Below are 21,588 nucleotides of genomic sequence, written 5' to 3' on the forward strand. Positions count from 1 at the left end.
TCCCTCCCCCGTTCGTCCTGAGTAGCGACTGAGCGAAGGCGAAGGCGCGTATCGAAGGACCGTGATGGCATTCCACGTCTACATGCTGCGTCTGGCGGACGGGCATTTCTATGTCGGCCACACCGACAATCTCGAGCACCGCATCGCTCAGCATGAAGCGGGTACGCTCCCCGGATACACCCAGACACGGAGGCCAATTGAACTCGTGTGGTCCGAAGCCGTCGTCACCCGGGAGGAAGCCCTTGCCGCCGAGGCGCAGATCAAGGGTTGGCGACGCGAGAAGAAAGAGGCGCTGATCGCTGGTGATTGGGCGCAAGTGTCCGGCCTCGCGCGCAAGTCCTTCGATACGGGTCTTCGTCAGGCTCAGCCCCTACTCAGGACGAACGGGGAGGAGAAGCCCGCCCCGCCCCCCGTCATCATCCTCGTACGCCCGCAGCTCGGCGAGAATATCGGCAAGGCGGCGCGTGCGATGCTCAATTTCGGGCTGGTCGAGATGCGGCTGGTCGCCCCCCGGGACGGATGGCCCAATCCCGCGGCAGGCCCCGCCGCCAGCGGCGCGGACGTCGTGCTCGCGCAGGCACAGGTTTTCGACAGCGTCCACGACGCCGTCGCCGATTGCGCGCACGTCTATGCCACCACCGTCCGCAAGCGCGGTGTCACCAAGCCCGTCGTCACGCCCGAGCAGGCCGCACTCGGCATCCATGGCCGCACGGGCCGGTCGGCGATCCTGTTCGGGCCCGAGCGGTCGGGGCTCGAGACTGACGACGTCGCGATCGCGCGTGAGATCCTGACGGTGCCGATCAATCCGGAGTTCGGATCGCTCAACCTGGCGCAGGCGGTGATCCTCGTCGCCTATGAATGGTCGAAGCATGTCGACCTGGTGCAGCCGACCGATACCGAGCTCGACTCACCCGCGCCGCAGACCGAGCTCGACGGCATGATCGACCAGTTTGAGACGATGCTGGAAGGCGCCGGCTATTTCTTCCCGCCGGACAAGGTGCCGACGACCAAGCGGATGATCCGCACGCTGCTGACCAAGCCGGCCTGGACCACGCCCGAGGTGCGGACGGTGCGGGGGATGCTTTCGGCGCTCGCACGGCCGCGGGATCGGTAACGTTTGTGCCCCGGCGCAGGCCGGGGCCCAGTTGGTAGACGTTAGTGAGTCCCACTACGGCTTTCCCACCTGGGCCCCGGCCTTCGCCGGGGTACAAGAAGGCACGTGCTCCCGCGAAGGCGGGAGCCCAGGGCCGCGCAGCACAACGCCTACGACTCTGGACCCTCGCCTTCGCGGAGGGTACGATTACGCCCCCTGCTTCGTGCGCCAGCCCTCGGCGTAATTGTCGCGCGCGACTTCCGAATACGGGACCGAGCTGACGATCGCCTTGATCTCCGTCTGGACGTGGCGCTCGACCGTCGGCTTGCGCGTGCCGCCATCGGGTTCGCCCCACAGCAGCGACACCTCGGTGCCCGGCTCGGCGAAATCGGCCTCGACCATCGCCAGCGTCAGCATCTTGCCCTCATTCGCGGAGTAGCCGATCCAGGTGGAGATCCCGATCGTCTTCCCGTCCTTCAGCACCGCGTCATAGGGGTGCATCGAATAGACCGCGCTCGGGAACTCCATATACTTGGCGCGGTCGCCCTTCTGGAGCGCGGAGCTGACCACGCGCATCACGTCGGCATTGTCGAGCGCCAGCGTCACCTTCTTGCGCTGCGGCTGGCCGGCCATCCGCTCCAGCGCCTCGCGGCCAATGAAGTCGTGGTCGAACTTGACGAATGGGCCATAACCCAGGTCCCACGGCGTCAGGTAATAGCCCTCGACGCTGTCGGGAACGAAGCTGCCGCCGATCGACGCCTTGGCCTCATAGCTGTTGGCCTTCAGCCACTCGCGATAGGGCTTCAGCGCCTCGCCGGTATAGACGGCGGGCAGCGGCGACGGGATCCAGCCGCTTTCCAGCGTGTTCGACGAATAGGTGCGACCGCCCACCAGCGTGAGGCCATGATCCTTGCCCGCCTCGATCAGCGCATTGCGGACGGTGTCGTAATCCTGCCACGGCCCGAACAGCTCATAACCCGGCTGGCCCGCCATGCCGTGGCGAAGCGCACGCACCTCGACCCCCGCGATCGTGATGCGCGCCATGTGGAAGAACTTCAGGTCAGGCGGCGTCTCGCCCATCGCCTCGCCCAGCACCGCCATCGCGTTCGGCCCCTGAAGCTGGAAGCGATAATTCTTGCGGTTCTCGGGGTCGGGACGGACGGCGGTGCGCTCGTCGCGCTCGACCGTGACGTTCCAGTCGCCGGTCGCCGCGTGATACTCGACCCACTCAATCGTCGGCGCGCGCCCGACCAGGTTGAAGCGGTTCTCCTCCAGATAGAAGAGGATCACGTCGCCGATGACATAGCCGTCGGGGGTGACGGGCACGAACTGCTTGGCGCGATCGGGGACGAAGCCCTTGAAGCTGTTGATGCCCAGATAGTTGAGCATCGCGAAGGCGTCGGGGCCGCTGACTTCAAGGTCGACCATGTGGAACGACTGATTGAACAGGACGGCCTTGGTCGCCCAGGCCTGCTGTTCGGTGCGCCAGTTCGAATATTCGGCGGGGACGCCCGGATAGACGTTGGGGCCGACCTGCTGGTTGCGCAGCAGGTCGACGATGTCGCCGCCCTGGTCGAGGACGGATTGCAGGCTCTGGTCGGTCATCAGGCGTCTCCTGTGGAAGAGGGGGCCGCGAGCCAGTCGCGGATCGCGGCGTTGAAGGGACCGGGCGCTTCGACGGGCAGCATGTGCCCGGCGCCGGGGATGATGGTGAGGGTCGCGCCCGGGATGCGCGCGGCAAAGGCGGCGTGCTGCTCGGGCGTCGCCCAGCCGTCATGCTCACCGACCGCAACGAGCACCGGCACTCCGATGGCGGGAAGCAGCGAGTCGATCTCGGGACGGGTCAGCAGCGCGGCGATCTGCGCCGCATAGGCATCGACGCCCTGTTCGACGCACATCGTGCGGATCGGATTGACGAGCGCGGCATCGCCCCGGTGCGCGGGCGCGAACATTGGCGGCAGCCACGCATCGACCAGTGCCCCCGCCCCTTCGCATCGACCGAGGTCGAGCAGCTCGTGACGCTTCGCCGCCTCGCCCTCGCGCGGCAGGTGCGTGCCCGTGCTGACCAGCGCCAGCCGGTCGATCCGCTCGGGCGCCCGGCGCCAGATCTCCATCGCGACGCGCGCGCCCATCGAGTGCCCGAGCAGCGCGAAGCGCGGCGGCGAGTCGGCCAGGATCGCGTCGGCCATCTCGCCCAGGCTGTCGCGCGTCCCATGACCCGCCAGCGCGATCACGTTGGCGAGAGAGGCAGACTGCGGCTCGAACACGCGCGCGTCGCACAGCAGGCCCGGCACCATCAGCAGGGGCAGCGCGTCGTGCACGTTCGATCTGTCTCCGTTTTCGCGTTTCTGAAACTTTCGTCTATACGAATGAAAGAAGCTCGGCTAGAGGCTTTGCAAGCAAAGTCCCGGATCGGGGACGAGACGAACGGGAGACGGTCGATGGTCGATGCCAGCGAGGCGCTGCACCCCAATTGGGCAACGATGCCGGCGGTGGTGACCGACGGTTACTCGCTGGAGATGACCGCCAAGGATTTCGGCGCGCTCCACGACGCCGCCCCCGGCATCGCCGCCGAGACGCCGGTGGCGATCACCTTCCTGCCCGGCGAGACGATCGACGCGCGCGTTGCCGCCGCCGCCGCCGTCCGTCGGCTGGGCTTCGAGCCGATGCCGCACCTGTCGGCCCGGCGCATCGCCACGCACGAGGAGCTCGACACGATGCTCGCGCGCGCGGTGGATGAGGCGGGCGCCAGGCGCGCCTTCATCGTCGCGGGCGATCCGCCGGAGCCCGCCGGGCCGTTTGCCGACACGCTGTCGATCATCCGAACCGGCCTTCTCGAAAAGCACGGTTTCCGCGCGATCGGCGTGGCCGGCCATCCGGAGGGGCATCCCAACATGGACGGCGACGGGCTATGGGAAGCGCTCGAGACCAAGCTGGCGGCGCTGGAGGAACGCGGGCTCGGCGCGCTGATCGTCACACAGTTCGGGTTCGACGCCGATCCGTTCATCGACTGGCTGGAAGCGCTGCGCGCCCGCGGGATCACCGCGCCCGTCCGCATCGGCGTGCCGGGACCGGCGGGCATCAAGACGCTGCTCCGCTTCGCGGCGCGCTGCGGCGTCGGCGCGTCGGCGGCGGTGATGACGAAGTACGGCGTCTCGATCACCAAGCTGCTCGGCACCGCGGGTCCGGACAAGCTGGTCGACACGCTCGCGCGTCGGCTGACGCCCGCGCATGGCCCGGTGCGGCTGCATTTCTATCCGTTCGGCGGGCTTGTTAACACCGTCGATTGGATCAACGACTATCAGGCGCGCCAGCGCTGAAGGGGGAGAGGCAAGTGACGACAATCTGCACGCTGAGCCTGTCGTGTGACGACAAGCCAGGCCTGGTCGCGACCGTGGCCGGTTTTCTGGCGGGCAATGGCGGCAACATCGTCGACGCGCAGCAGTTCGACGACCGCCTCAACCACCGCTTCTTTATGCGCGTCGTGTTCGAGCTGGCGGACGGCGATGTCGATCGGATGCGCGACGCGTTTGGCGCGATCGCTGCCGAGCACGGCATGGACTGGAAGCTGCGCGCCGCGGGCGAGCAGCAGCGCGTCATCCTGATGGTGTCGAAGTTCGACCATTGCCTGGGCGACCTTCTCTATCGCCGCCGCATCGGCGAGCTCGACATGGACGTGGTCGCGATCATTTCGAACCACCCGCAATCGGCGCTCAACGTGTCGATGGTGGGGAGCATCCCCTATCACCACCTGCCGATCACGCCCGAGACCAAGCCGCAGCAGGAAGCGCGGATCAAGGCGATCGTGGACGAGACCGGCGCCGACCTGGTCGTGCTCGCCCGCTACATGCAGATCCTGTCGGACGACCTGTCGGCGTTCCTGTCGGGCCGCTGCATCAACATCCATCACAGCTTCCTGCCCGGCTTCAAGGGCGCCAAGCCCTATCACCAGGCGCACAAGCGCGGAGTGAAGATGATCGGCGCAACCGCCCATTATGTGACCGAGGATCTCGACGAGGGGCCGATCATCACCCAGGACGTCGAGGCGGTCAGCCATGCCGACACGCCCGAAGATCTGGTGCGCAAGGGGCGCGACATCGAGCGCCGCGTGCTCGCCGCCGCGGTCGCCTATCACCTCGAGGATCGCGTGCTCCTCAACGGCAACCGCACCGTCGTGTTCAGGAACTGATGGCCGCGATCATCGACGGCAAGGCGATCGCCGCGTCGCTGTCGGGCGAGACGGCGGCGCGCGTCGCCGCGCTGCCCGCCGCGCCGGGCCTCGCCGTGGTGCTCGTCGGCCATGATCCGGCAAGCGAGGTCTATGTCGGACGCAAGCTGGTCGCCGCCAAGGCAGCCGGCATCCGCTCGATCGAGCATCGCCTGCCCGCCGACACCGATCAGGCGACGCTGCTCGCGCTGATCGCCGACCTCAATGCCGATACGGGCGTCCACGGTATCCTCGTCCAGCTGCCGCTGCCGGCGCAGATCGATGCGGGCGCCGTGCTCGACGCGATCGCGCCCGAAAAGGACGTCGATGGCTTCCACCCGGTCAATGTCGGGCGGCTGTCGAGCGGTACCGGCGGTCTCGTCCCCTGCACGCCGCTCGGCTGCATGAAGCTGCTCGACACCGTCATCGACGATTATCGCGGGCTGGACGTCGTCGTGATCGGCAAGTCGAACATCGTCGGCAAGCCCGTGGCGATGCTGCTCCTCGAACGCGAGGCGACGGTGACCGTGACGCATATCGCGACGCAGGGCCTCCCCGCGATCTGCGCCCGCGCCGACATCGTCGTCGCGGCCGCGGGCAGCCCGCGGCTGGTGAAGGGCGACTGGGTCAAGCCCGGTGCGGTCGTGATCGACGTCGGCATCACACGCGTCATGGGCGAGGACGGCCGTACCCGGCTGGTCGGCGACGTCGCCTTCGACGAGGTGCAGCACGCCCGCGCGGTCACGCCGGTGCCGGGCGGCGTCGGCCCCATGACGATCGCCTGCCTGCTCCAGAACACCGTCCGCGCCGCGGAGATCGCCCATGGCAGAGCTTAGGCTCGCCGCCGCCGCGGATCGCATCCGCCGCACCACGCGCGTCGCGGTGCGCAACCTGACGATCGTCGCCGATATCGGCATCCATGCGCACGAGATGAACCGTCGCCAGCCGCTTGTGATCGCGGTCGAGCTCGAAACCGTGGGCGCCGACGAGGACGCGATCGACGCCACCATCGACTATCGCGCGATCGCCGCCGCGGCGGAGGCGCTGGGCGACACGCGGATCGCGCTGATCGAGACCTTTGCCGAGCGGCTGGCGGCGCAGTGCCTGGCGATGCCAGGCGTGCTCGCCGCCGCAGTGACCGTCGACAAACCCAACGCGCTGCCCCCCGCGCTCGCCAGCGCCACGGTCGAGCTGCGGCGAGAGCGATGAGCGCCCCTGCCCCCGCCGACGATCCCGTCGCCCGCGCACTCGCCGATCGGCCGATGCACCGGGTCCAGGTCGTCGCAGTGGTGATCGCGATCCTCCTCAATGCGATCGACGGCTTCGACGTGCTGGCGATCACCTTTGCCGCGCCAGGCATCGCCGCCGATTGGGGCATTGGCCCCGCTCGCCTCGGGCTTGCCCTGTCGGCGGGGATGGTCGGCATGACGATCGGTTCGCTGATCCTCGCGCCGCTGGGCGACCGGTACGGGCGGCGTCCGCTCGCGCTTGTCTGCCTGATGCTGATGGGCGGCGGCATGGCGCTGACCGCGACCGCCAGCGACCTTACGACCCTGTGCCTGTGGCGCGTTGTCACCGGCATCGGCATTGGCGGCATGGTGGCCGCCGCCAACGCGATCGCCGCCGAGTTCGCCAACGAGCGGCGCCGCGACTTCTGCGTTGCGGCGATGGCGGTCGGATATCCGGCGGGCGGGCTGGTCGGCGGGTTCGCCGTCGCCGACCTCGCCGTCACGCATGGCTGGCAGGCGATCTTCGTCGCGGGCGGGCTCGTCACGCTGGCGCTGGTGCCCGTCGTCGCGATCGCGCTTCCCGAATCGCTCGCCTTCCTCGCCCGCGCCCCCGACGACAAGGCGCGCGAGCGGCTCGAAGCGCTGAGCGCCCGCATCGGCATCCATCCGCCGGCGTCCTCGCCCGCCACCCGGGCCAGGAGCGGCAGCATCGCCGCGCTGTTCGATGCGCGCCATCGCCGGCTGACGTTGCTGCTCGTTGCCGCCTATTTCCTCCACATTCTCGCTTTCTATTTTTTCAGCGGCTGGCTGCCCAAGGCGATGACCGACCTCGGCCACGCCGCGCCCGACGCGATCCGCACCTCCGCGCTAATGAGCCTGGGCGGCGTGCTCGGCGGCGGGCTGCTCGGCTGGATGGCGCCGCGGCTGGGGCTCGACCGGCTGCTCATCGCGGCGATGCTGCTGACCAGCGTCAGCTTCGCGGCGTTCGCGGGGTTCAGCGGCCTCCAGGCGCTCCAGCCGATCGCGTTCGTCGCGGGCGTCGGCATCTTCGGCGGGATCGTCGGCCTCTATGCCCTGCTCGCGCGCGGCTTCCCGCCGGAACTACGCGTCACCGGCACCGGCTTCGCGGTCGGCGTGGGACGCGGCGCGGCGGTGCTCGGCCCGGTGATCGGCGGGCTGCTGATTCAGGAAGGGCTGTCCGCCTCGATCGCGATCGCCATCGTCGGCGCGGCCTCGCTGATCGCCGCCGGCTGCGTCGCGACCCTGGCGCGTCGGTAACCGCCGAAACCGCTTGCGCGCGCGCGCCGCCCGCGCAATTTTCCCGGCCATCAACGGGAGGACCCAACCAGATGCTTCGCCATGCCCTTGCGCTGCTGCTCGCCGGCGCCGCGCTCCCCGCGCTCGCTCAAGATGCGCCCAGTCGCACCTTCACCGGCAACGACCTGTTCAGCCTGGAGCAGGCGTCCGACCCGCAGATCAGTCCTGACGGCAGCCGCATCGCCTATGTCCGCCGCAGCGGCGACGTGATGAACGACCGGATGGCCAGCGCGATCTGGCTGATCGACACGCGCACCGGCGCGCAGACGCCGCTCGCCGGCAGCGGCTCCAGCCCGCGCTGGTCGCCCGACGGCACGCGCATCGCCTATGTCTCGGCCGAGCCCGGCCAGTCGCCGCAGCTCCACGTCCGCTGGGTCTCGACGGGCGCGACCGCACGCATCACCGGCCTGCCCGACAGCCCGGAGGCGATGAGCTGGTCGCCCGACGGCCGCCAGATCGCCTATACGATGCGCGTGCCCGGTGAGAGGCTGAAGCTCGGCAAGGCACCAGCGAAGCCCGACGGCGCGAAATGGGCCGAGCCGCTGGAGATCATCGACCGCGTGACGTACCGCGCGGACGGTGCCGGCTATCTCAAGCCCGGCTACGACCATGTCTTCGTCGTCTCTGCCGACGGCGGTGCGCCGCGCCAGCTCACCTTCGGCAATTTCTACGACAATGGACCGCTCAGCTGGTCGCGCGACGGCCGGAGCCTCGTCTTTTCCAGCGTCCGCCGTCCCGATTGGGAGCGAGAGCCCAACGACAGCAACGTCTATCGCCTCGACGTCGCGACGGGCGGGCTGACGCAGCTCACCAAGCGCTACGGCCCCGACCAAGCGCCGGTGATCTCCCCCGACGGCGCCAAGATCGCCTATCTCGGCTTCGACGACAAATATCGCAGCAACGAGCCGGCGCAGCTCTATGTCATGGACGCGGACGGCTCGAACCCGCGCTCGCTGACCGCCAGCCTGGATCGCGAGATCGACACCGCCGTTTGGGCGCGCGACGGCCGCAGCCTTTACGTCTCCTATGACGACAATGCCGTGAAGAAGGTCGCGCGCGTCGGGCTCGACGGGCGCATGACGCCGGTGGTCGAGGGGCTGGCGGGCGGCGGGCTCGACCGGCCCTATACCGGCGGCACCTTCACCGTCGCGGACGACGGGCGCGTCGCCTATACGAGCGGCGACTGGCGCAAGCCCGCGGATGTGTACCTGAACGGCAAGCAGCTCACGCGCCTCAACGAGACGTGGATGGCGGGCAAGACGATGGGCGAGTTGAAGCCCGTTCCGGTGACGTCGAAGGACGGGCGCAAGATCGACGCCTGGATCGTGCTGCCGCCCAGCTATCAGCCGGGCACGCGCGTGCCGACGATCCTAGAGATCCATGGCGGCCCGCACACCGCCTATGCCCCCGTGTTCGCGTCGGATTATCAACTCTATGCCGCGGCGGGCTATGCCGTCGTTTATGCCAATCCGCGCGGATCGACCTCCTACGGCGCCGAGTTCGCCAACTTAATCGACAAGAATTATCCCAGCGAAGACTATGACGACCTAATGGCGACCGTCGATGCGGCGATCGCGCAGGGCTATTCGGACCCCAACAACCTGTTCGTCACCGGCGGGTCGGGTGGCGGCGTGCTGACCAGCTGGATCGTCGGCAAGACCGACCGCTTCAAGGCGGCGGCGACGCAGAAGCCCGTCATCAACTGGATCAGCGAGGCGCTGACCATGGACGGCACCGGCTTCACCTCCCGCTATTGGTTCAAGAAGCAACCCTGGGAAGATCCCATGAGCTACTGGACGCGCTCGCCATTGAGCCTGGTCGGCAACGTCAAGACGCCGACCCTGGTCGTCGTCGGCAGCGAGGATTACCGGACCCCGGTGAGCGAGAGCGAGCAATATTACGCCGCGCTCCAGATCCGCGGCGTCCCCACCGCGCTCGTCAAGGTGACCGGCGCCAGCCACGGCGGCTTCACCGCCCGCCCCAGCCAGTCCGCGGCAAAGGCGAGCGCGATTCTGGCGTGGTTCGACAAGTACCGGACGGGGGCTGGCGCGGCGGCACCTGCGCCGGCGGCGACCGCTACGACCGGCAACTGACACCCCGTCACCCCGGACTTGATCCGGGGTCGCGCTTCTTCTGCGAGTACGGAGAGTAGCAGGCCCCCGGCTCAAGGCCGGGGTGACGAATCAGGGCCGTGTTCCCGCGAAGGCGGGAGGCCAAGGCGGCAAACGCAACGCTGGCGCTAAGCAACCCTGGGCTCCCGCCTACGCGAAAGCACAAGAATCCCTCTCCGTTCGTCCTGAGCTTGTCGAAGGACGTGTCACGAGCGCCCCGCCCGACGCACATGCTTCGACAGGCTCAGCTCGAACGGTTCTTGGATAGCGGCGTTACCCCTTCAACATCCGGATGATCCCCGAAAAGTCCGTCGCCGCGTTGCCGTCGTCGACGAACCGCTGGTAAAGCTCCGCCGCCCGCGCGCCCATCGGCGTGTCGGCCGACGCCCCCGCCGCCGCGTCCATCGCCAGCCGCAGGTCCTTCAGCATCAGCGCTGCGGCGAACCCGCCCTGGTAATCGCGGTCCGCGGGCGTCTCCGGTCCGACGCCGGGCACTGGGCAATAGCTCGTCATCGACCAGCTCTGGCCCGACGCCTTGCTGGCTATGTCGTAATAGGTGGCAAGATCGAGGCCCAGCTTCTCGGCCAGCGCAAAGCTTTCGCACGTCGCGATCATCGTCGCGCCGAGCAGCATGTTGTTGCAGATCTTGGCCGCCTGGCCCGCCCCCGCGCCGCCGGCATGGATCACCGCCTTGCCCATCGCGTCCAGGAACGGCTCGGCGCGGCCGAACCCGTCGGCGCTGCCGCCGACCATGAAGGTGAGGCTGCCCGCATTCGCCGCGGCGATCCCGCCGGACACGGGCGCGTCGACCATCGTAAAGCCCGCCTCCCCCGCGCGCTGCGCGACGTCGCGCGCGGTCGCGACGGGGATCGTCGAACAGTCGATCAGGATCGCGGTTCGCGGCGCCGCGGCGAACACCGCCTCGCCATAGACGCTTTCGACATGGCTTCCGGCCGGCAGCATCGTCACCACCGCCTCGGCATCCTCGCACGCCGCAGCGGCGCTCTCGGCGGGCAGGCAGCCGGCGTCCTTCGCGCGCGCCAGCGCCTCCGCGGAAAGGTCGAAGGCGCGCACGTCATGCCCCGCCTTCGCCAGGTTCGCGGCCATCCCGCCGCCCATGTTGCCGAGCCCGATGAATGCGATGCGTGCCATTTGCTTGTCCTGTCTTCACCCGTTCGTGCTGAGCCTGTCGAAGCACGTGCGGCAAACGCCGCGCTCGTGACACGTCCTTCGACAAGCTCAGGACGACGGGATAACTTATCCTGCGTTCGTTTCGAGCGAAGTCGAGAAAACGGGGATCAGGAACCGGCTTCTCGACTTCGCTCGAAGCGAACGCTGTTTGTTGGTCCGCTCGAGGCGAACGCTGTTCGATCAACGCCCCGTCCAGTTCCCCGGCCGCTTCTCGACGAAGGCGGCCATGCCTTCCTTCTGGTCCTCGGTCCCGAACAGGCCGTTGAACAGCCGCCGCTCGAACTGGACGCCCTGCGCCAGCGGCATCTCGAACGCGGCGTTGACCATCTCCTTGTTGGCGAGGACCGCGAGCGGCGCCATCGACGCGATCGTGGCCGCGGTCTTCACCGCTTCCTCGACCAGCCCGGCGGCGGGGACGATGCGCGCGACCAGGCCGGCGCGCTCGGCTTCCTCGGCATCGATCATGCGGCCGGTCAGCACCATCTCCATCGCCTTGGCCTTGCCGACTGCATGGGCGAGCCGCTGCGATCCGCCCATGCCGGGGGTGACGCCCAGCTTGATCTCCGGCTGGCCGAACTTGGCCGTGTCGGCCGCGAGGATGAAATCGCACATCATCGCCAGCTCGCACCCGCCACCCAGCGCATAGCCCGCCACCGCGGCGATGACGGGCTTGCGCGTCCGCCCGAACGCTTCCCAGCCGGCGAAATGGTTGGTGCCGTACATCTCGGCAAAGCCCATCGCCGACATCTCCTTGATGTCGGCGCCCGCGGCGAACGCCTTCTCGCTGCCGGTGATGACCGCGCAGCCTTGGGCCCCGTCGGCGTCGAAGGCGGCGAGCGCCGCAAGCAGGTCGGCGAGCACCTGTGCGTTGAGCGCATTCAGCGCCTTGGGCCGGTTGAGCGTGATGAGCGTCACCCGCTCGCGCTTTTCGACGATCAGAGTTTCGTAGGTCACTTTATCTTCCTTTCGTCACCCCGGCCTTGAGCCGGGGTCCCGCTGCCTTGGCAACAGCGGGAAGAAGCGGGACCCCGGATCCAGTCCGGGGTGACGCCGAGAAAACTAGGCCGGATTCCATTCGTCGTCGGGCGAGAGCGGGGCGAAGATGCGGTCGATCAGGTGGTCGCTGACCGCCTCCGGCGTGGCGGGGTCCCAGCGTGGCGCGTGATCCTTGTCGACGATCACCGCGCGCACGCCCTCGACGATGTCGGGACGCTGGACGACGTGGCAGGCGACGGCGAATTCCTGGCGCATCTCGTCCTCGAACGTCGGCATCGCGCGGCCGTCGAGCAGCAGCTTGAGGCTGACCTTCATCGCCTGCGGCGACTTGGTCGCGAGCAGCTTGCGCTGTTCGCGGGCGAAGTCGCTGTCGTCGTTTTCGAGCGCATCGAGGATCTCCTCCAGCTTGTCGCTCGCGAACAGGCGATCGATCGCCTCGCGGTGCGCCAGGATCGCCGCCTCGGGCGCAGGCACGGCAAGGTCGGCCAGCACCGCCTCGATCGCCTGCGGCGCCTCGCCGATGCGGCGCTTCGCCTCGGGCAGCGCCGCGGCAGGCAGATAATGGGTGGCCAAGCCGAGCGCGAGGCACTCGGCCCCGTCCAGCCGGTGCCCGGTCAGCGCCAGGAACTGCCCCATCCGCCCCGTCAGCCGCGACAGGTACCAGCCGCCGCCCACATCGGGGAACAGTCCGATCGAGGTCTCGGGCATGGCAAAGCGCGTGTTCTCGGTCGCGATCCGGAAATTGGCCGGCTGCGAGAGGCCTACCCCGCCGCCCATCGTGATCCCGTCCATGAACGCGGCGATCGGCTTGGCGAAAGTGAACAGCCGGTGGTTCATCCCATACTCGACGCGAAAGAAGTCGCGCGCCGCCGCGCCGTCCCCTGCGCTCGACTCGGCGATCAGGCGGATGTCCCCGCCCGCACAGAAGCCGCGGCCGTCGGCATGGTCGATCGTCACCGCCTCCAGCGTCGGATCGCCCGCCCACTCGCCCAGCGCATCCAGGATCGCGCGGCACATGTCGGCGGTCAGCGCATGGATCGCCTTCGGCCGGTTGAGCCGGATGCGGCCCATCGCGCCCTCGCGTTCGATCAGCACGTCTTCGGTCATCATGATCCTTCGATACGCCGCTTCGATTTCGCTCAGCGGCTACTCAGGACGAACGGATTGTTTTGCACCCCTACCGTTCGTCCTGAGTAGGGGTTGAGCGCAGGCGAAGACCCGTATCGAAGGATCAGCCCTGCCGCAGCAGGTCCCGCCCGACGATCATCCGCATCACCTGGTTCGTCCCCTCCAGGATCGAATGGACGCGCAGGTCGCGCCAGAAGCGCTCGACCGGATAATCCTGCAGGTACCCGTACCCGCCATGCAGTTGCAGCGCGCGGTCCACCACCGACGATCCGCTGTCGGTCGCCAGCCGCTTCGCCATCGCCGCGAACCGGGTCTTGTCGGGCGCGTTCGCGGTCACCTTGGCGGCGGCGACGTAGAGGAGCGCGCGCGCCGCCTCCAGCTCGGTCGCCATGTCGGCAAGCGTGAACTGCGTGTTCTGGAAGTCGGCGATGGGCTTGCCGAACTGCTTGCGATCCTTGGTATAGGCGACCGCCTCGTCCAGGCAGCGCTGCGCCCCGCCCAGCGAGCACGCGCCGATGTTGAGCCGCCCGCCGTCCAGGCCCATCATCGCGATGCGAAACCCCTCGCCCTCCGCCCCGACCAGGTTGGCGGCGGGGACGCGCACCTCCTCCAGGATGACGGCCCGCGTCGGCTGCGAATGCCAGCCGAGCTTCTTCTCGTTCGCGCCGAAGCTGACGCCCGGCATGTCGCGCTCGATCGCCAGGCAGGAGATGCCCTTCGGCCCCTCGTCGCCGGTTCGGCACATGACGAGGTAGAGCTCGTTCTCGCCCGCGCCGGAGATGAACTGCTTGGTGCCGGTCACGATGTAATCGTCGCCGTCGCGCACCGCGCGCGTCTTGAGCGCCGCGGCGTCGGAGCCCGACGACGGCTCGGTCAGGCAATAGCTCGCCAGCCAGTCGGCGGTGACGAGGCGGGGCAGGTAGCGCGCCTTGAGCTCGGCCGAACCGAACCGGTCGAGCATCCACGACGCCATGTTGTGAATGGAGATGAACGCGCTGGTCGACGGACAGCCATAGGCCATCGCCTCCATGATGAGCGCCGCTTCCAGCCGGCCAAGGCCGATCCCGCCCGATTCCTCGCCGACATAGATGGCGCCGAAGCCGAGCTCGGCCGCTGCCTTGACGACGTCGCGCGGGAAGATGTGCTTCTCGTCCCACTCGGCCGCAATCGGCGTGATGCGGTCGGCGGTGAAGCGGCGTGCCAGCTCCTGGATCTCGCGCTGGTCGTCGGTGAGGTCGAACTGATCGGTCATTCTTGAACTTGCTCCGTCGAGGCGGTGGCGACGGCGGCAAGCGACGTCCCGATCACCGCCGCCATCCATAGATAATAGCCTTCATCATAGCTCATGATCGCCACCCGCCCCGTCGTGTCGGGGATCGTGCGCCACAACAACGCCGCGATCGCGCAGGCCATCAGCGCGATGCCGAGGATGTTGAGCAGGCGCGGGTTGCTCTGCCGCTGCGGGATCAGCAGCAGCGCCGGGAGCAGGAACAGGTTGGCGAGCCAGGCGGGCTGCCCCAGCGGCACCTCGGTCCAGCCGAGGATCAGGATCGAGAAGCCGGCGAACGGCTTCCCGTTCGCCATCGTCGCCGCGTTGGCGCCCAGCGAGCAGAACCAGAGCAGCGCCAGACCCACCATCACCCAGCGCCGCGCGCGCACCGTCCAGAACGACAGCCTCATGCGACCGGTCCCGACCACATCGCCGTCGATCCGCGCTGCCGGGCCACCGCGGTCATGGCGATCGTGAATATCGCCGTCCCCAGGCTGGCCGCCAACCAGAGCCAGCCACCGGCCAGCAACACGGGATTGCCATGAAACGCGGGACGCAGCACCAGATCGATCATCGTCGCCACCGATACCAGGATGACGATCGCCGCCCATTGCGCCACGCGATCGCCGATCGACCATGAGGTCAGCGCGACCAGCGCGACCGGCAGCGCCAGGTTGGCAAGCCACGCCAACTGGCCATAGACGATCGCGATCCAGCCCGAGCTCAAGATCTGGAAACCGAACATCGTCACGGGGCCCTGCGAGCGATCGAAGGTCTGAGACCAGCTCGGCAGGACGAGCGTCGCGCACCAGATCGCCGCCAGGATCAGCGCGCCCCGCCGACGCAGGACGGCATCTCGCTGTCCGGCGCCGCTCATACGGCGCATCGCGTATAGGTGACCGGGTCCATCCCCGCCTCGGTCCGTGTCAGCCGCTCGCCATCCTCGGACAGCGCCAGCACCGCGCGGCGGGTCCAATCCTCGCCTTCGCCCGACATGGCGAGCTTGAGCGCGATCTCGCGCGGGGCGCGGCGCTCGATCTCGCTCGCGACGCCCTCGCTTTCGTAGAACATCAGCCGGTCGGCGGCGACTCGGACGCGCATCGTCGATGATCGCGCACAGCCGTCGCGCCCGGCCCAGGTGCCGCGCCACTCGACCGGGATCGCCTCGATAGGCCCGGCGGGCACCTCCGGCACCGTCGCCGCCTCGGCGGTCTCGTTCGCCTCGGGGGTAGGCGTCGCGCTCGGCTCGGGTTCGGGGGTGGGCGCCGGCGACGCGGCGGGCACCGCGACCGACACGTTGCTCTCGCTGTCCTCACCCGCGCTGCCGCAGCCGGCGAGGAAAAGGACGGGAACTAGCGCAAGGCGCTTCATGGCACGGGGCTCTCCTTCAGCACCCGCGCGTCGTACCAGCGGTCGAGCAACTTGGTATCGTTGCCCCGGTACCAGCGCGGCGCGGGCAGTCCCCTTGCCCAAGCCACAGCCTCGACAAGCGTTCCCTGCGCGCTCGGCACGTCGATGCGCGCCGCCTCCGCCGCCAGCGGATCGGCAAAGGCGGCATCGGCACTGACGAACCGCCAACCGCGGCGCTTCAGCTCGGCGATCAGGTCGGGCAGGAAGCGCGCGGCAAGGTCGGTCTCGTGCATCAGCATGACCTGGATCGGCGAGCGCCCCGTCGCCTTGACCGCCAGCGCGTCGTAGTAATCCGCGGCATCCGCCTGGGTCTCGACATAGAGCGCGCGAAGGCCGTCGAGGTCGATCGGCTTGCCCGCTCGCACGGCATCGGTCGTCCGCGCCTCCAGATGCCAGTCGACACCGTCCGCGGTCGCATAGCCGTTGGCCAGCCGCCGCTCGGCCAGCGCCGCCCGGATCGCATCGCGCTTCGCCTTGTCCTGCCGCCCCTCGTCCAGATACGGAAAACGGTACCAGGGCCGGAACCCCGCCCGTCCGCGCAGCCAGCGATCGGCGCGATCGATGTCGGCGATATAGGTCGCGGCCGGGGTGTCGCTCAGTTGCAGGTGCGAGAAGCCGTGATTGGCGATGACATGGCCGGCCCGCGCATAGGCGGCGATCCGCCGCTCGCCGCCCTTCCCCTCCGGCTTGGCGAGCGAGCCGGGATTGACGAAGAACGCCGCGCCGCGAACCTCGCCCTGGTCGAGCGCCGCGATGATCCGGCGGGTGCGCTCATCGGGCGAATACCAGGCGCCGGGGGCGCGTGGCACGTCGTCGAAGGTGAGCGCGATCAGCTTCTCGGCATGCGCCGGCACGGCGATGAACAGCGCCAGGAGGAACAACGCGCATGCGCGTGCCCGGGTCGGGCGGCCGGTCATGGCGCTGGTGATCCGCATCGCATCCTCTCCCGTCCTGCTCGTGCCGGTATCCGGTTACATCTGCAACTAGCCGCGCGGGATGGCGCCCGCAACGTCCTGTAGCGCGGCAAGGTCGCCCGCGGTGTTGATGTTGGCAAGCGGCGGCGCTTCGACGAACGCAGCGCCGCATGCCGCCGCCCAGCCGCGCATCGACCGCCGCGGATCGGTGGCGACGAACGCGTCGAGCTGCGCCGAGAGCCCGGCGGGCCAGATGCCGATGATCGGCAGCGTCTCGACCAGCGTGGGGCCCGGGCGGGCCGCAAGATCGGCGAGCAGCGCGGCCGGGATCGCGGGCGTGTCGCAGCCGACCGACAGCACCGCACGCGCGCCGATCGCCTGCGCATGATGAAGCGCACCGGCCAGCCCACCGAGCGGTCCGAGATCCGGCAATGGCCGATCCGGAACCGAGGCAACGCCCGGCCACTCGCGCCCGACGACGACCAACGCGCCGCAATGCGGCGTCAGCGCGGCGAGTGCATGGTCGATCAGTGCGCGCCCTTCGAACAGCGCCGCGCCCTTGTCGCCGCCGAACCGGCTCGACCGACCGCCAGCGAGCACCGCACCCAGGATCACGCCGTCACCTCCAGCATCGCATCGGCGCGCGCGAGCACGACGAGGCGCAGCCCCGCCGCCCGCGCCCGCTCGATCGCAAGCGCCGTCGGAGCGGAAACGGTGACGAGCAGCGGACAATCCGCCAGCGCCGCCTTCTCGACCAGCTCGTACGAGCAGCGCGAGGACAAGAGCGCGAAGCCGCCGTCCCAGCCCAGCCCTTCGCGCGCCATCGCGCCGATCAGCTTGTCGAACGCATTGTGCCGCCCGACATCCTCGCGGGCGAGGCGGATCGTGCCGTCGGCGGCAACCAGCGCCGCGGCATGGACCCCGCCAGTCGCAGCATTCAGCGGCTGATGGTCGCGAAGCGCGCCGAGCGCCGCAAAGATCGCGGCGTCGCTCGCCGCGCTTCTGGTCGTCACTCGCGGCAGCGGGCGAAGCGCCTGTTCGAGATTCTCGATCCCGCACAGTCCGCACGAACTCTCGGACACACGGTGGCGAACGCGATCGGCGACGCGAGCGGCGCGATCGGGTGCGAGCGCCGCACGAACGATGATCCCGCGCTCGGTCGGATGCACGTCGATGTCGAGCAATTCGCTCGCGGCCTCCACCAATCGCTCGGCAAGCGCGAAGCCGGTGACAAGGTCGGACAGGTCGGCGGGCGTCGCCATCAGGACGGCATAGCCGATGCCGTTGAACTCGATCGCGACCGGTGTCTCCTCGGCCACGACCCGCTCGATCGGTTCACGCATATCGGCGGCGGCGATTCGATCGAACGAGAAAATACCGGCTCCAGCCATCGCCCACCCTGTCCCGGTTCGAGGCCGAGAGACAAGTCATTTGGCACCCGCTCACGATGAGCCCCGGATCGTTACGCCCAAAGTCCACAATATTGGGTAGGCGCCATGCCAGCGCGCGACAAAATCGTCGACGATCGCTGCTTAACACCGCATTCGTCACGTTGCTTTATGTAAGAACCGTGCGTAAGATCCGAATCGGAGGAGATAAATCCTCCGATCGTCGCCAGCTTGTACGCTCGTCACGACGGCGATCCCTACAGCGTTTGCCGCACCGGCCTGTCGCGTTTTCGTTCAACCTGTACGTGAAGGCGTGGCCGGGATGCTGTCCGGTTCCACGACGCTCAAGTTGCGCCTTTGCCGAGTACATCGAGTTGAGGCAGAATGACGAGGAAGACTGCGCTCATTACTGGCATCACCGGCCAGGACGGATCCTATCTGGCGGAACTGTTGCTCGAAAAGGGCTACACGGTTCATGGCGTCATGCGGCGGGCATCGTCGTTCAACACCGAACGCATCGATCACATCTATCAGGACCCGCACGATCCCGATCCGCGTCTGCACCTCCATTATGGCGACCTGACCGACGCGACCAACCTGATCCGCATCGTCCAGGAAACGCAGCCCGACGAGATCTACAATCTCGCCGCGCAAAGCCATGTGCATGTCAGCTTCGACAAGCCCGAATACACCGCCAACGCCGACGGAATCGGGCCCGTCCGCCTGCTGGAGGCGATCCGCATCCTGGGGCTTGAGAAGACGACGCGCTTCTATCAGGCATCGACCTCCGAATTGTTCGGCCTCGTCCAGGAAGTGCCGCAGCGCGAGAAGACACCCTTCTATCCCCGCTCGCCCTATGCCTGTGCCAAGGCGTACGCCTTTCATGCGGTTCGCAACTACCGCGAATTCCGCGGCATGCATGCCTCGAACGGCATCCTGTTCAATCACGAGAGCCCCCGGCGCGGCCGGAACTTCCTGACGCGGAAGGTCAGCCACGCCGCCGCCTCGATCAAGGCGGGGCATCAGGACAAATTGTGGCTCGGCAATCTCGATGCCCAGCGCGATTGGGGCCATGCGCGCGAATATGTCGAGGGCATGTGGCGGATGCTGCAACAGGATCAGCCCGACGATTATGTGCTCGCCACCGGCACGACGACGCAGGTGCGCACCTTCGTCGAATGGGCGTTCCAGGACGCGGGCATCCGCTTGCGCTGGGAGGGCGAAGGCGTCGACGAGAAGGGCTATTGCATCCTCACCGGTCGCTGCCTGGTCGAGGTGCATCCCCGATATTTCCGCCCGACCGAAGTCGACCTGCTGATCGGCGACGCGAGCAAGGCCCGGCAAAAGCTCGGCTGGGAGCCGCGCATCACCACGCGTGAGCTGGCGCGGGAAATGGTCCTGGCCGATCTGGACGGCAAGGCATTCACGCCGCCAGCCGCGGTCGCCTGACCATCGCGTTTCGCCTGCCCTACGACCTTGCCGGCAAGCGCGTGTTCGTCGCGGGGCACCGCGGCATGGTCGGCTCGGCGATCATCCGCCGGCTGGCGGGCGAGCGCTGCGAGGTGCTCACCGCCGGCCGGGCCGAACTCGACCTCAGGGATCAGGCGGCGGTGCGCGCCTGGTTCGCCGACCGGCGTCCCAACGCGGTGTTCCTCGCCGCGGCAAGGGTCGGCGGCATCCTCGCCAACGACCGCTTTCCCGCCGACTTCCTCTACGACAATCTCCTGATCGAGGCGAACGTCATCGAGGGGTCGCATGCCAGCGGCGTCGAGAAGCTCCTTTTTCTCGGCTCGTCCTGCATCTACCCCAAGGCCGCCGCGCAGCCGATTGGCGAGGACGCGCTGCTCACCGGCGCGCTCGAGCCGACCAACGAGTGGTATGCGATCGCCAAGATCGCCGGGATCAAGCTTGCCCAGGCCTATCGCCGCCAGCATGGCCGCGACTTCATCTCGGTGATGCCGACCAACCTCTACGGCCCCGGCGATAATTTCGACCTCCAGAGCAGTCACGTGCTCCCCGCCCTGATCCGCAAGGCGCATGAGGCGAAGCTGGCGGGCGCCGACAGCATCGAGATCTGGGGCACGGGCACGCCGCGGCGCGAGTTCCTGCACGTCGACGACCTGGCCGACGCATGCGTGTTCCTGATGGAGACCTATTCGGACGAGAGCCATGTCAATGCGGGCGCCGGCGAGGACATCACGATCGCCGAACTGGCAGCGCTCGTCTGCGACGTAGTGGGCTTCAACGGGACGATCCGCCGCGACCTGTCCAAACCCGACGGCACGCCGCGCAAGCTGATGTCGGGCGACAGGCTCGCGGCGATGGGCTGGCGGCCGCGCATCGGCCTTCGCGATGGCGTCGCCGGCGTCTATCGCGACTTCGCTCAAGCCCGTGGGTGAGCGTTCCGATAGACGTCGAGCAGGTGCGCGGCATCCACCGCGGTATAGATTTGCGTCGAGCTGAGGCTCGCATGCCCGAGCAGTTCCTGGAGCGCGCGCAGGTCGGCGCCGCGCCCCAGCAGATGCGTCGCAAAGCTGTGGCGCAGCGCGTGCGGCGTCGTCCGGTCTGACAGTCCCAGCCGCCCGCGAGCCGCCCGCACCGACCGGCGGATCACCGCCGGCGACAGCGGCCCGCCCTTTGCGCCGCGGAACAACGGCCCCTCGGCGGTGAGGCGATAAGGACAGGCGTCGGCATAGGCGGCGACCGCCTGCGCAACCTGGGGGAGCAGCGGCACGATCCGCGTCTTGGCGCGCTTGCCGGTGACGCGCAGCGTCTCGCCCATTGGCAGCACCCCGCCGGTCAGCGCCAGCGCCTCGCCGATGCGCAGTCCCGCGCCATAGAGCAGCATCAGCACCGCCCAGTCACGCGCGGCGATCCATGGCTCGCTCGCATCCTCGGCCACTTCCTCGGCCAGTGCGATCGCCTCGGCCGGCGCGATCGGACGCGGCACGCCCTTCTTGACGCGCGGTCCGGCCAGCCGCGGCGCCGGCGCGCCCGTGAAGGCGAGTAGCGCGCGCACCGCCGACAATTCGCGCGCGGCCGAAGCGTTCGACAGCCCCTCTCCCCGCCGCGCCGCCAGGAAGGCACGCAGATCGGCCGGCGTCAGCCGCGACAGGTCCGCCGCCTCAACCGGCCCGCCCCAATGCACGCGCAGGAACGCGAGCAGCCGTTCCGCCGCCCCCTGATAGGCGCGCACCGTATGCGCCGACCGCCGTCGGTCGCGGGCCAGATGCCGGGCAAAGGCGAGGGGCAAGGGCTCTGCCATCCCGACCTGATAGAACAACCCGCCACGCCGCGCCATCAACCGCCCCTACCGGCAACGCATTGACGAAGC

At 68.6% G+C, this 21,588-nt stretch carries 22 protein-coding genes; 9 read left to right on the top strand and 13 right to left on the bottom strand.

What is annotated here, in order from left to right; genetic code table 11:
- The first annotated feature begins 64 nt into the window (after window positions 1–64).
- Window positions 65–1,114 carry a TrmH family RNA methyltransferase gene (locus RS883_RS16070; RefSeq protein ID WP_315761193.1) on the top strand — a complete coding sequence of 350 codons (1,050 nt, stop codon included), beginning with the start codon at window positions 65–67 and terminating at the stop codon, window positions 1,112–1,114.
- 186 nt (window positions 1,115–1,300) lie between these two features.
- On the opposite strand, the gene desA is transcribed toward RS883_RS16070, so the two are convergent.
- Together desA and RS883_RS16080 are read right to left on the bottom strand one after the other, a co-directional pair.
- Window positions 1,301–2,698 (bottom strand): syringate O-demethylase, encoded by a 1,398-nt coding sequence (gene desA / locus RS883_RS16075; RefSeq protein WP_315761194.1) that lies wholly within the window; start codon window positions 2,696–2,698, stop codon window positions 1,301–1,303.
- A complete protein-coding gene (locus RS883_RS16080; RefSeq protein ID WP_315761195.1) occupies window positions 2,698–3,414 on the bottom strand; it encodes an alpha/beta fold hydrolase in 717 nt (238 codons plus the stop codon). The genes desA and RS883_RS16080 overlap by 1 nt, the downstream gene beginning before the upstream one ends.
- Window positions 3,415–3,534: 120 nt before the next feature.
- On the opposite strand from RS883_RS16080, the gene RS883_RS16085 reads away from it, so the two are divergent.
- The 6 genes from RS883_RS16085 to RS883_RS16110 all read left to right on the top strand — a co-directional run bounded on the left by RS883_RS16085 (window position 3,535) and on the right by RS883_RS16110 (window position 9,939).
- Window positions 3,535–4,413 (top strand): methylenetetrahydrofolate reductase, encoded by an 879-nt coding sequence (locus RS883_RS16085; protein WP_315761196.1) that lies wholly within the window; start codon window positions 3,535–3,537, stop codon window positions 4,411–4,413.
- A gap of 14 nt (window positions 4,414–4,427) precedes the next feature.
- Window positions 4,428–5,282 (top strand): formyltetrahydrofolate deformylase, encoded by an 855-nt coding sequence (purU, locus tag RS883_RS16090; RefSeq protein WP_315761197.1) that lies wholly within the window; start codon window positions 4,428–4,430, stop codon window positions 5,280–5,282.
- Window positions 5,282–6,136: a bifunctional methylenetetrahydrofolate dehydrogenase/methenyltetrahydrofolate cyclohydrolase FolD gene (locus RS883_RS16095; protein ID WP_315761198.1), complete on the top strand. Its 855-nt coding sequence runs from the start codon at window positions 5,282–5,284 to the stop codon at window positions 6,134–6,136. The genes purU and RS883_RS16095 overlap by 1 nt, the downstream gene beginning before the upstream one ends.
- Window positions 6,123–6,509 (top strand): dihydroneopterin aldolase, encoded by a 387-nt coding sequence (locus RS883_RS16100; protein ID WP_315761199.1) that lies wholly within the window; start codon window positions 6,123–6,125, stop codon window positions 6,507–6,509. The genes RS883_RS16095 and RS883_RS16100 overlap by 14 nt, the downstream gene beginning before the upstream one ends.
- Window positions 6,506–7,807: an MFS transporter gene (locus tag RS883_RS16105; RefSeq protein ID WP_315761200.1), complete on the top strand. Its 1,302-nt coding sequence runs from the start codon at window positions 6,506–6,508 to the stop codon at window positions 7,805–7,807. The genes RS883_RS16100 and RS883_RS16105 overlap by 4 nt, the downstream gene beginning before the upstream one ends.
- A gap of 71 nt (window positions 7,808–7,878) precedes the next feature.
- Window positions 7,879–9,939 carry a S9 family peptidase gene (locus tag RS883_RS16110; protein WP_315761201.1) on the top strand — a complete coding sequence of 687 codons (2,061 nt, stop codon included), beginning with the start codon at window positions 7,879–7,881 and terminating at the stop codon, window positions 9,937–9,939.
- 291 nt (window positions 9,940–10,230) lie between these two features.
- Here the strand turns inward: RS883_RS16110 and mmsB are convergent, their stop codons facing one another.
- The 10 genes from mmsB to fdhD all read right to left on the bottom strand — a co-directional run bounded on the left by mmsB (window position 10,231) and on the right by fdhD (window position 18,209).
- The gene (gene mmsB / locus RS883_RS16115) at window positions 10,231–11,109 is read right to left on the bottom strand and encodes a 3-hydroxyisobutyrate dehydrogenase (protein WP_315761202.1); all 879 of its coding nucleotides are present in this window, start codon (window positions 11,107–11,109) and stop codon (window positions 10,231–10,233) included.
- Between the two features lie 219 nt (window positions 11,110–11,328).
- The gene (locus RS883_RS16120; protein ID WP_315761203.1) at window positions 11,329–12,102 is read right to left on the bottom strand and encodes an enoyl-CoA hydratase; all 774 of its coding nucleotides are present in this window, start codon (window positions 12,100–12,102) and stop codon (window positions 11,329–11,331) included.
- A 105-nt stretch (window positions 12,103–12,207) separates the two neighbouring features.
- Window positions 12,208–13,251: an enoyl-CoA hydratase/isomerase family protein gene (locus tag RS883_RS16125; RefSeq protein WP_315761204.1), complete on the bottom strand. Its 1,044-nt coding sequence runs from the start codon at window positions 13,249–13,251 to the stop codon at window positions 12,208–12,210.
- Window positions 13,252–13,375: 124 nt separating this feature from the next.
- Window positions 13,376–14,524: an acyl-CoA dehydrogenase family protein gene (locus tag RS883_RS16130; protein WP_315761205.1), complete on the bottom strand. Its 1,149-nt coding sequence runs from the start codon at window positions 14,522–14,524 to the stop codon at window positions 13,376–13,378.
- The gene (locus RS883_RS16135) at window positions 14,521–14,952 is read right to left on the bottom strand and encodes a hypothetical protein (protein ID WP_315761206.1); all 432 of its coding nucleotides are present in this window, start codon (window positions 14,950–14,952) and stop codon (window positions 14,521–14,523) included. The genes RS883_RS16130 and RS883_RS16135 overlap by 4 nt, the downstream gene beginning before the upstream one ends.
- Window positions 14,949–15,419, bottom strand: coding sequence for a hypothetical protein (locus RS883_RS16140; RefSeq protein WP_315761207.1), 471 nt, complete (start codon window positions 15,417–15,419; stop codon window positions 14,949–14,951). The genes RS883_RS16135 and RS883_RS16140 overlap by 4 nt, the downstream gene beginning before the upstream one ends.
- Window positions 15,416–15,913: a hypothetical protein gene (locus RS883_RS16145; RefSeq protein WP_315761208.1), complete on the bottom strand. Its 498-nt coding sequence runs from the start codon at window positions 15,911–15,913 to the stop codon at window positions 15,416–15,418. The genes RS883_RS16140 and RS883_RS16145 overlap by 4 nt, the downstream gene beginning before the upstream one ends.
- Window positions 15,910–16,887 (bottom strand): polysaccharide deacetylase family protein, encoded by a 978-nt coding sequence (locus RS883_RS16150; protein WP_315761209.1) that lies wholly within the window; start codon window positions 16,885–16,887, stop codon window positions 15,910–15,912. Before RS883_RS16150 ends, RS883_RS16145 begins: the two co-directional genes overlap by 4 nt.
- 48 nt (window positions 16,888–16,935) lie before the next feature.
- Window positions 16,936–17,481: a molybdenum cofactor guanylyltransferase gene (gene mobA, locus RS883_RS16155; RefSeq protein ID WP_315761210.1), complete on the bottom strand. Its 546-nt coding sequence runs from the start codon at window positions 17,479–17,481 to the stop codon at window positions 16,936–16,938.
- On the bottom strand, window positions 17,478–18,209 hold the full coding sequence (fdhD, locus tag RS883_RS16160) for a formate dehydrogenase accessory sulfurtransferase FdhD (RefSeq protein WP_315761211.1): 732 nt from the start codon (window positions 18,207–18,209) through the stop codon (window positions 17,478–17,480). Before fdhD ends, mobA begins: the two co-directional genes overlap by 4 nt.
- 429 nt (window positions 18,210–18,638) lie before the next feature.
- On the opposite strand from fdhD, the gene gmd reads away from it, so the two are divergent.
- Together gmd and fcl are read left to right on the top strand one after the other, a co-directional pair.
- Window positions 18,639–19,703, top strand: coding sequence for a GDP-mannose 4,6-dehydratase (gene gmd, locus RS883_RS16165; RefSeq protein WP_315761212.1), 1,065 nt, complete (start codon window positions 18,639–18,641; stop codon window positions 19,701–19,703).
- A 65-nt stretch (window positions 19,704–19,768) separates the two neighbouring features.
- On the top strand, window positions 19,769–20,653 hold the full coding sequence (fcl, locus tag RS883_RS16170; RefSeq protein ID WP_315765173.1) for a GDP-L-fucose synthase: 885 nt from the start codon (window positions 19,769–19,771) through the stop codon (window positions 20,651–20,653).
- Here the strand turns inward: fcl and RS883_RS16175 are convergent.
- The gene (locus RS883_RS16175; protein WP_409977360.1) at window positions 20,638–21,555 is read right to left on the bottom strand and encodes a tyrosine recombinase XerC; all 918 of its coding nucleotides are present in this window, start codon (window positions 21,553–21,555) and stop codon (window positions 20,638–20,640) included. The genes fcl and RS883_RS16175 overlap by 16 nt on opposite strands.
- Between the last annotated feature and the right edge of the window lie 33 nt (window positions 21,556–21,588).

The organism is Sphingomonas sp. Y38-1Y, assembly GCF_032391395.1.
Classification (GTDB): Bacteria; Pseudomonadota; Alphaproteobacteria; order Sphingomonadales; family Sphingomonadaceae; genus Sphingomonas.

Excerpts from the sequence above, each read along its gene's own strand:
- RS883_RS16145 (WP_315761208.1), bottom strand. The coding sequence starts at position 15,913 with ATGAAGCGCCTTGCGCTAGTTCCCGTCCTTTTCCTCGCCGGCTGCGGC.
- RS883_RS16105 (WP_315761200.1), top strand. The coding sequence starts at position 6,506 with ATGAGCGCCCCTGCCCCCGCCGACGATCCCGTCGCCCGCGCACTCGCC.
- gmd (WP_315761212.1), top strand. The coding sequence starts at position 18,639 with ATGACGAGGAAGACTGCGCTCATTACTGGCATCACCGGCCAGGACGGA.
- desA (WP_315761194.1), bottom strand. The coding sequence starts at position 2,698 with ATGACCGACCAGAGCCTGCAATCCGTCCTCGACCAGGGCGGCGACATC.
- mmsB (WP_315761202.1), bottom strand. The coding sequence starts at position 11,109 with ATGGCACGCATCGCATTCATCGGGCTCGGCAACATGGGCGGCGGGATG.
- RS883_RS16085 (WP_315761196.1), top strand. The coding sequence starts at position 3,535 with ATGGTCGATGCCAGCGAGGCGCTGCACCCCAATTGGGCAACGATGCCG.
- RS883_RS16135 (WP_315761206.1), bottom strand. The coding sequence starts at position 14,952 with ATGAGGCTGTCGTTCTGGACGGTGCGCGCGCGGCGCTGGGTGATGGTG.
- RS883_RS16110 (WP_315761201.1), top strand. The coding sequence starts at position 7,879 with ATGCTTCGCCATGCCCTTGCGCTGCTGCTCGCCGGCGCCGCGCTCCCC.
- fcl (WP_315765173.1), top strand. The coding sequence starts at position 19,769 with ATGGTCGGCTCGGCGATCATCCGCCGGCTGGCGGGCGAGCGCTGCGAG.
- RS883_RS16100 (WP_315761199.1), top strand. The coding sequence starts at position 6,123 with ATGGCAGAGCTTAGGCTCGCCGCCGCCGCGGATCGCATCCGCCGCACC.
- RS883_RS16125 (WP_315761204.1), bottom strand. The coding sequence starts at position 13,251 with ATGACCGAAGACGTGCTGATCGAACGCGAGGGCGCGATGGGCCGCATC.
- RS883_RS16150 (WP_315761209.1), bottom strand. The coding sequence starts at position 16,887 with ATGCGGATCACCAGCGCCATGACCGGCCGCCCGACCCGGGCACGCGCA.
- RS883_RS16140 (WP_315761207.1), bottom strand. The coding sequence starts at position 15,419 with ATGAGCGGCGCCGGACAGCGAGATGCCGTCCTGCGTCGGCGGGGCGCG.
- RS883_RS16095 (WP_315761198.1), top strand. The coding sequence starts at position 5,282 with ATGGCCGCGATCATCGACGGCAAGGCGATCGCCGCGTCGCTGTCGGGC.
- RS883_RS16130 (WP_315761205.1), bottom strand. The coding sequence starts at position 14,524 with ATGACCGATCAGTTCGACCTCACCGACGACCAGCGCGAGATCCAGGAG.
- RS883_RS16175 (WP_409977360.1), bottom strand. The coding sequence starts at position 21,555 with ATGGCGCGGCGTGGCGGGTTGTTCTATCAGGTCGGGATGGCAGAGCCC.
- RS883_RS16070 (WP_315761193.1), top strand. The coding sequence starts at position 65 with ATGGCATTCCACGTCTACATGCTGCGTCTGGCGGACGGGCATTTCTAT.
- fdhD (WP_315761211.1), bottom strand. The coding sequence starts at position 18,209 with ATGCGTGAACCGATCGAGCGGGTCGTGGCCGAGGAGACACCGGTCGCG.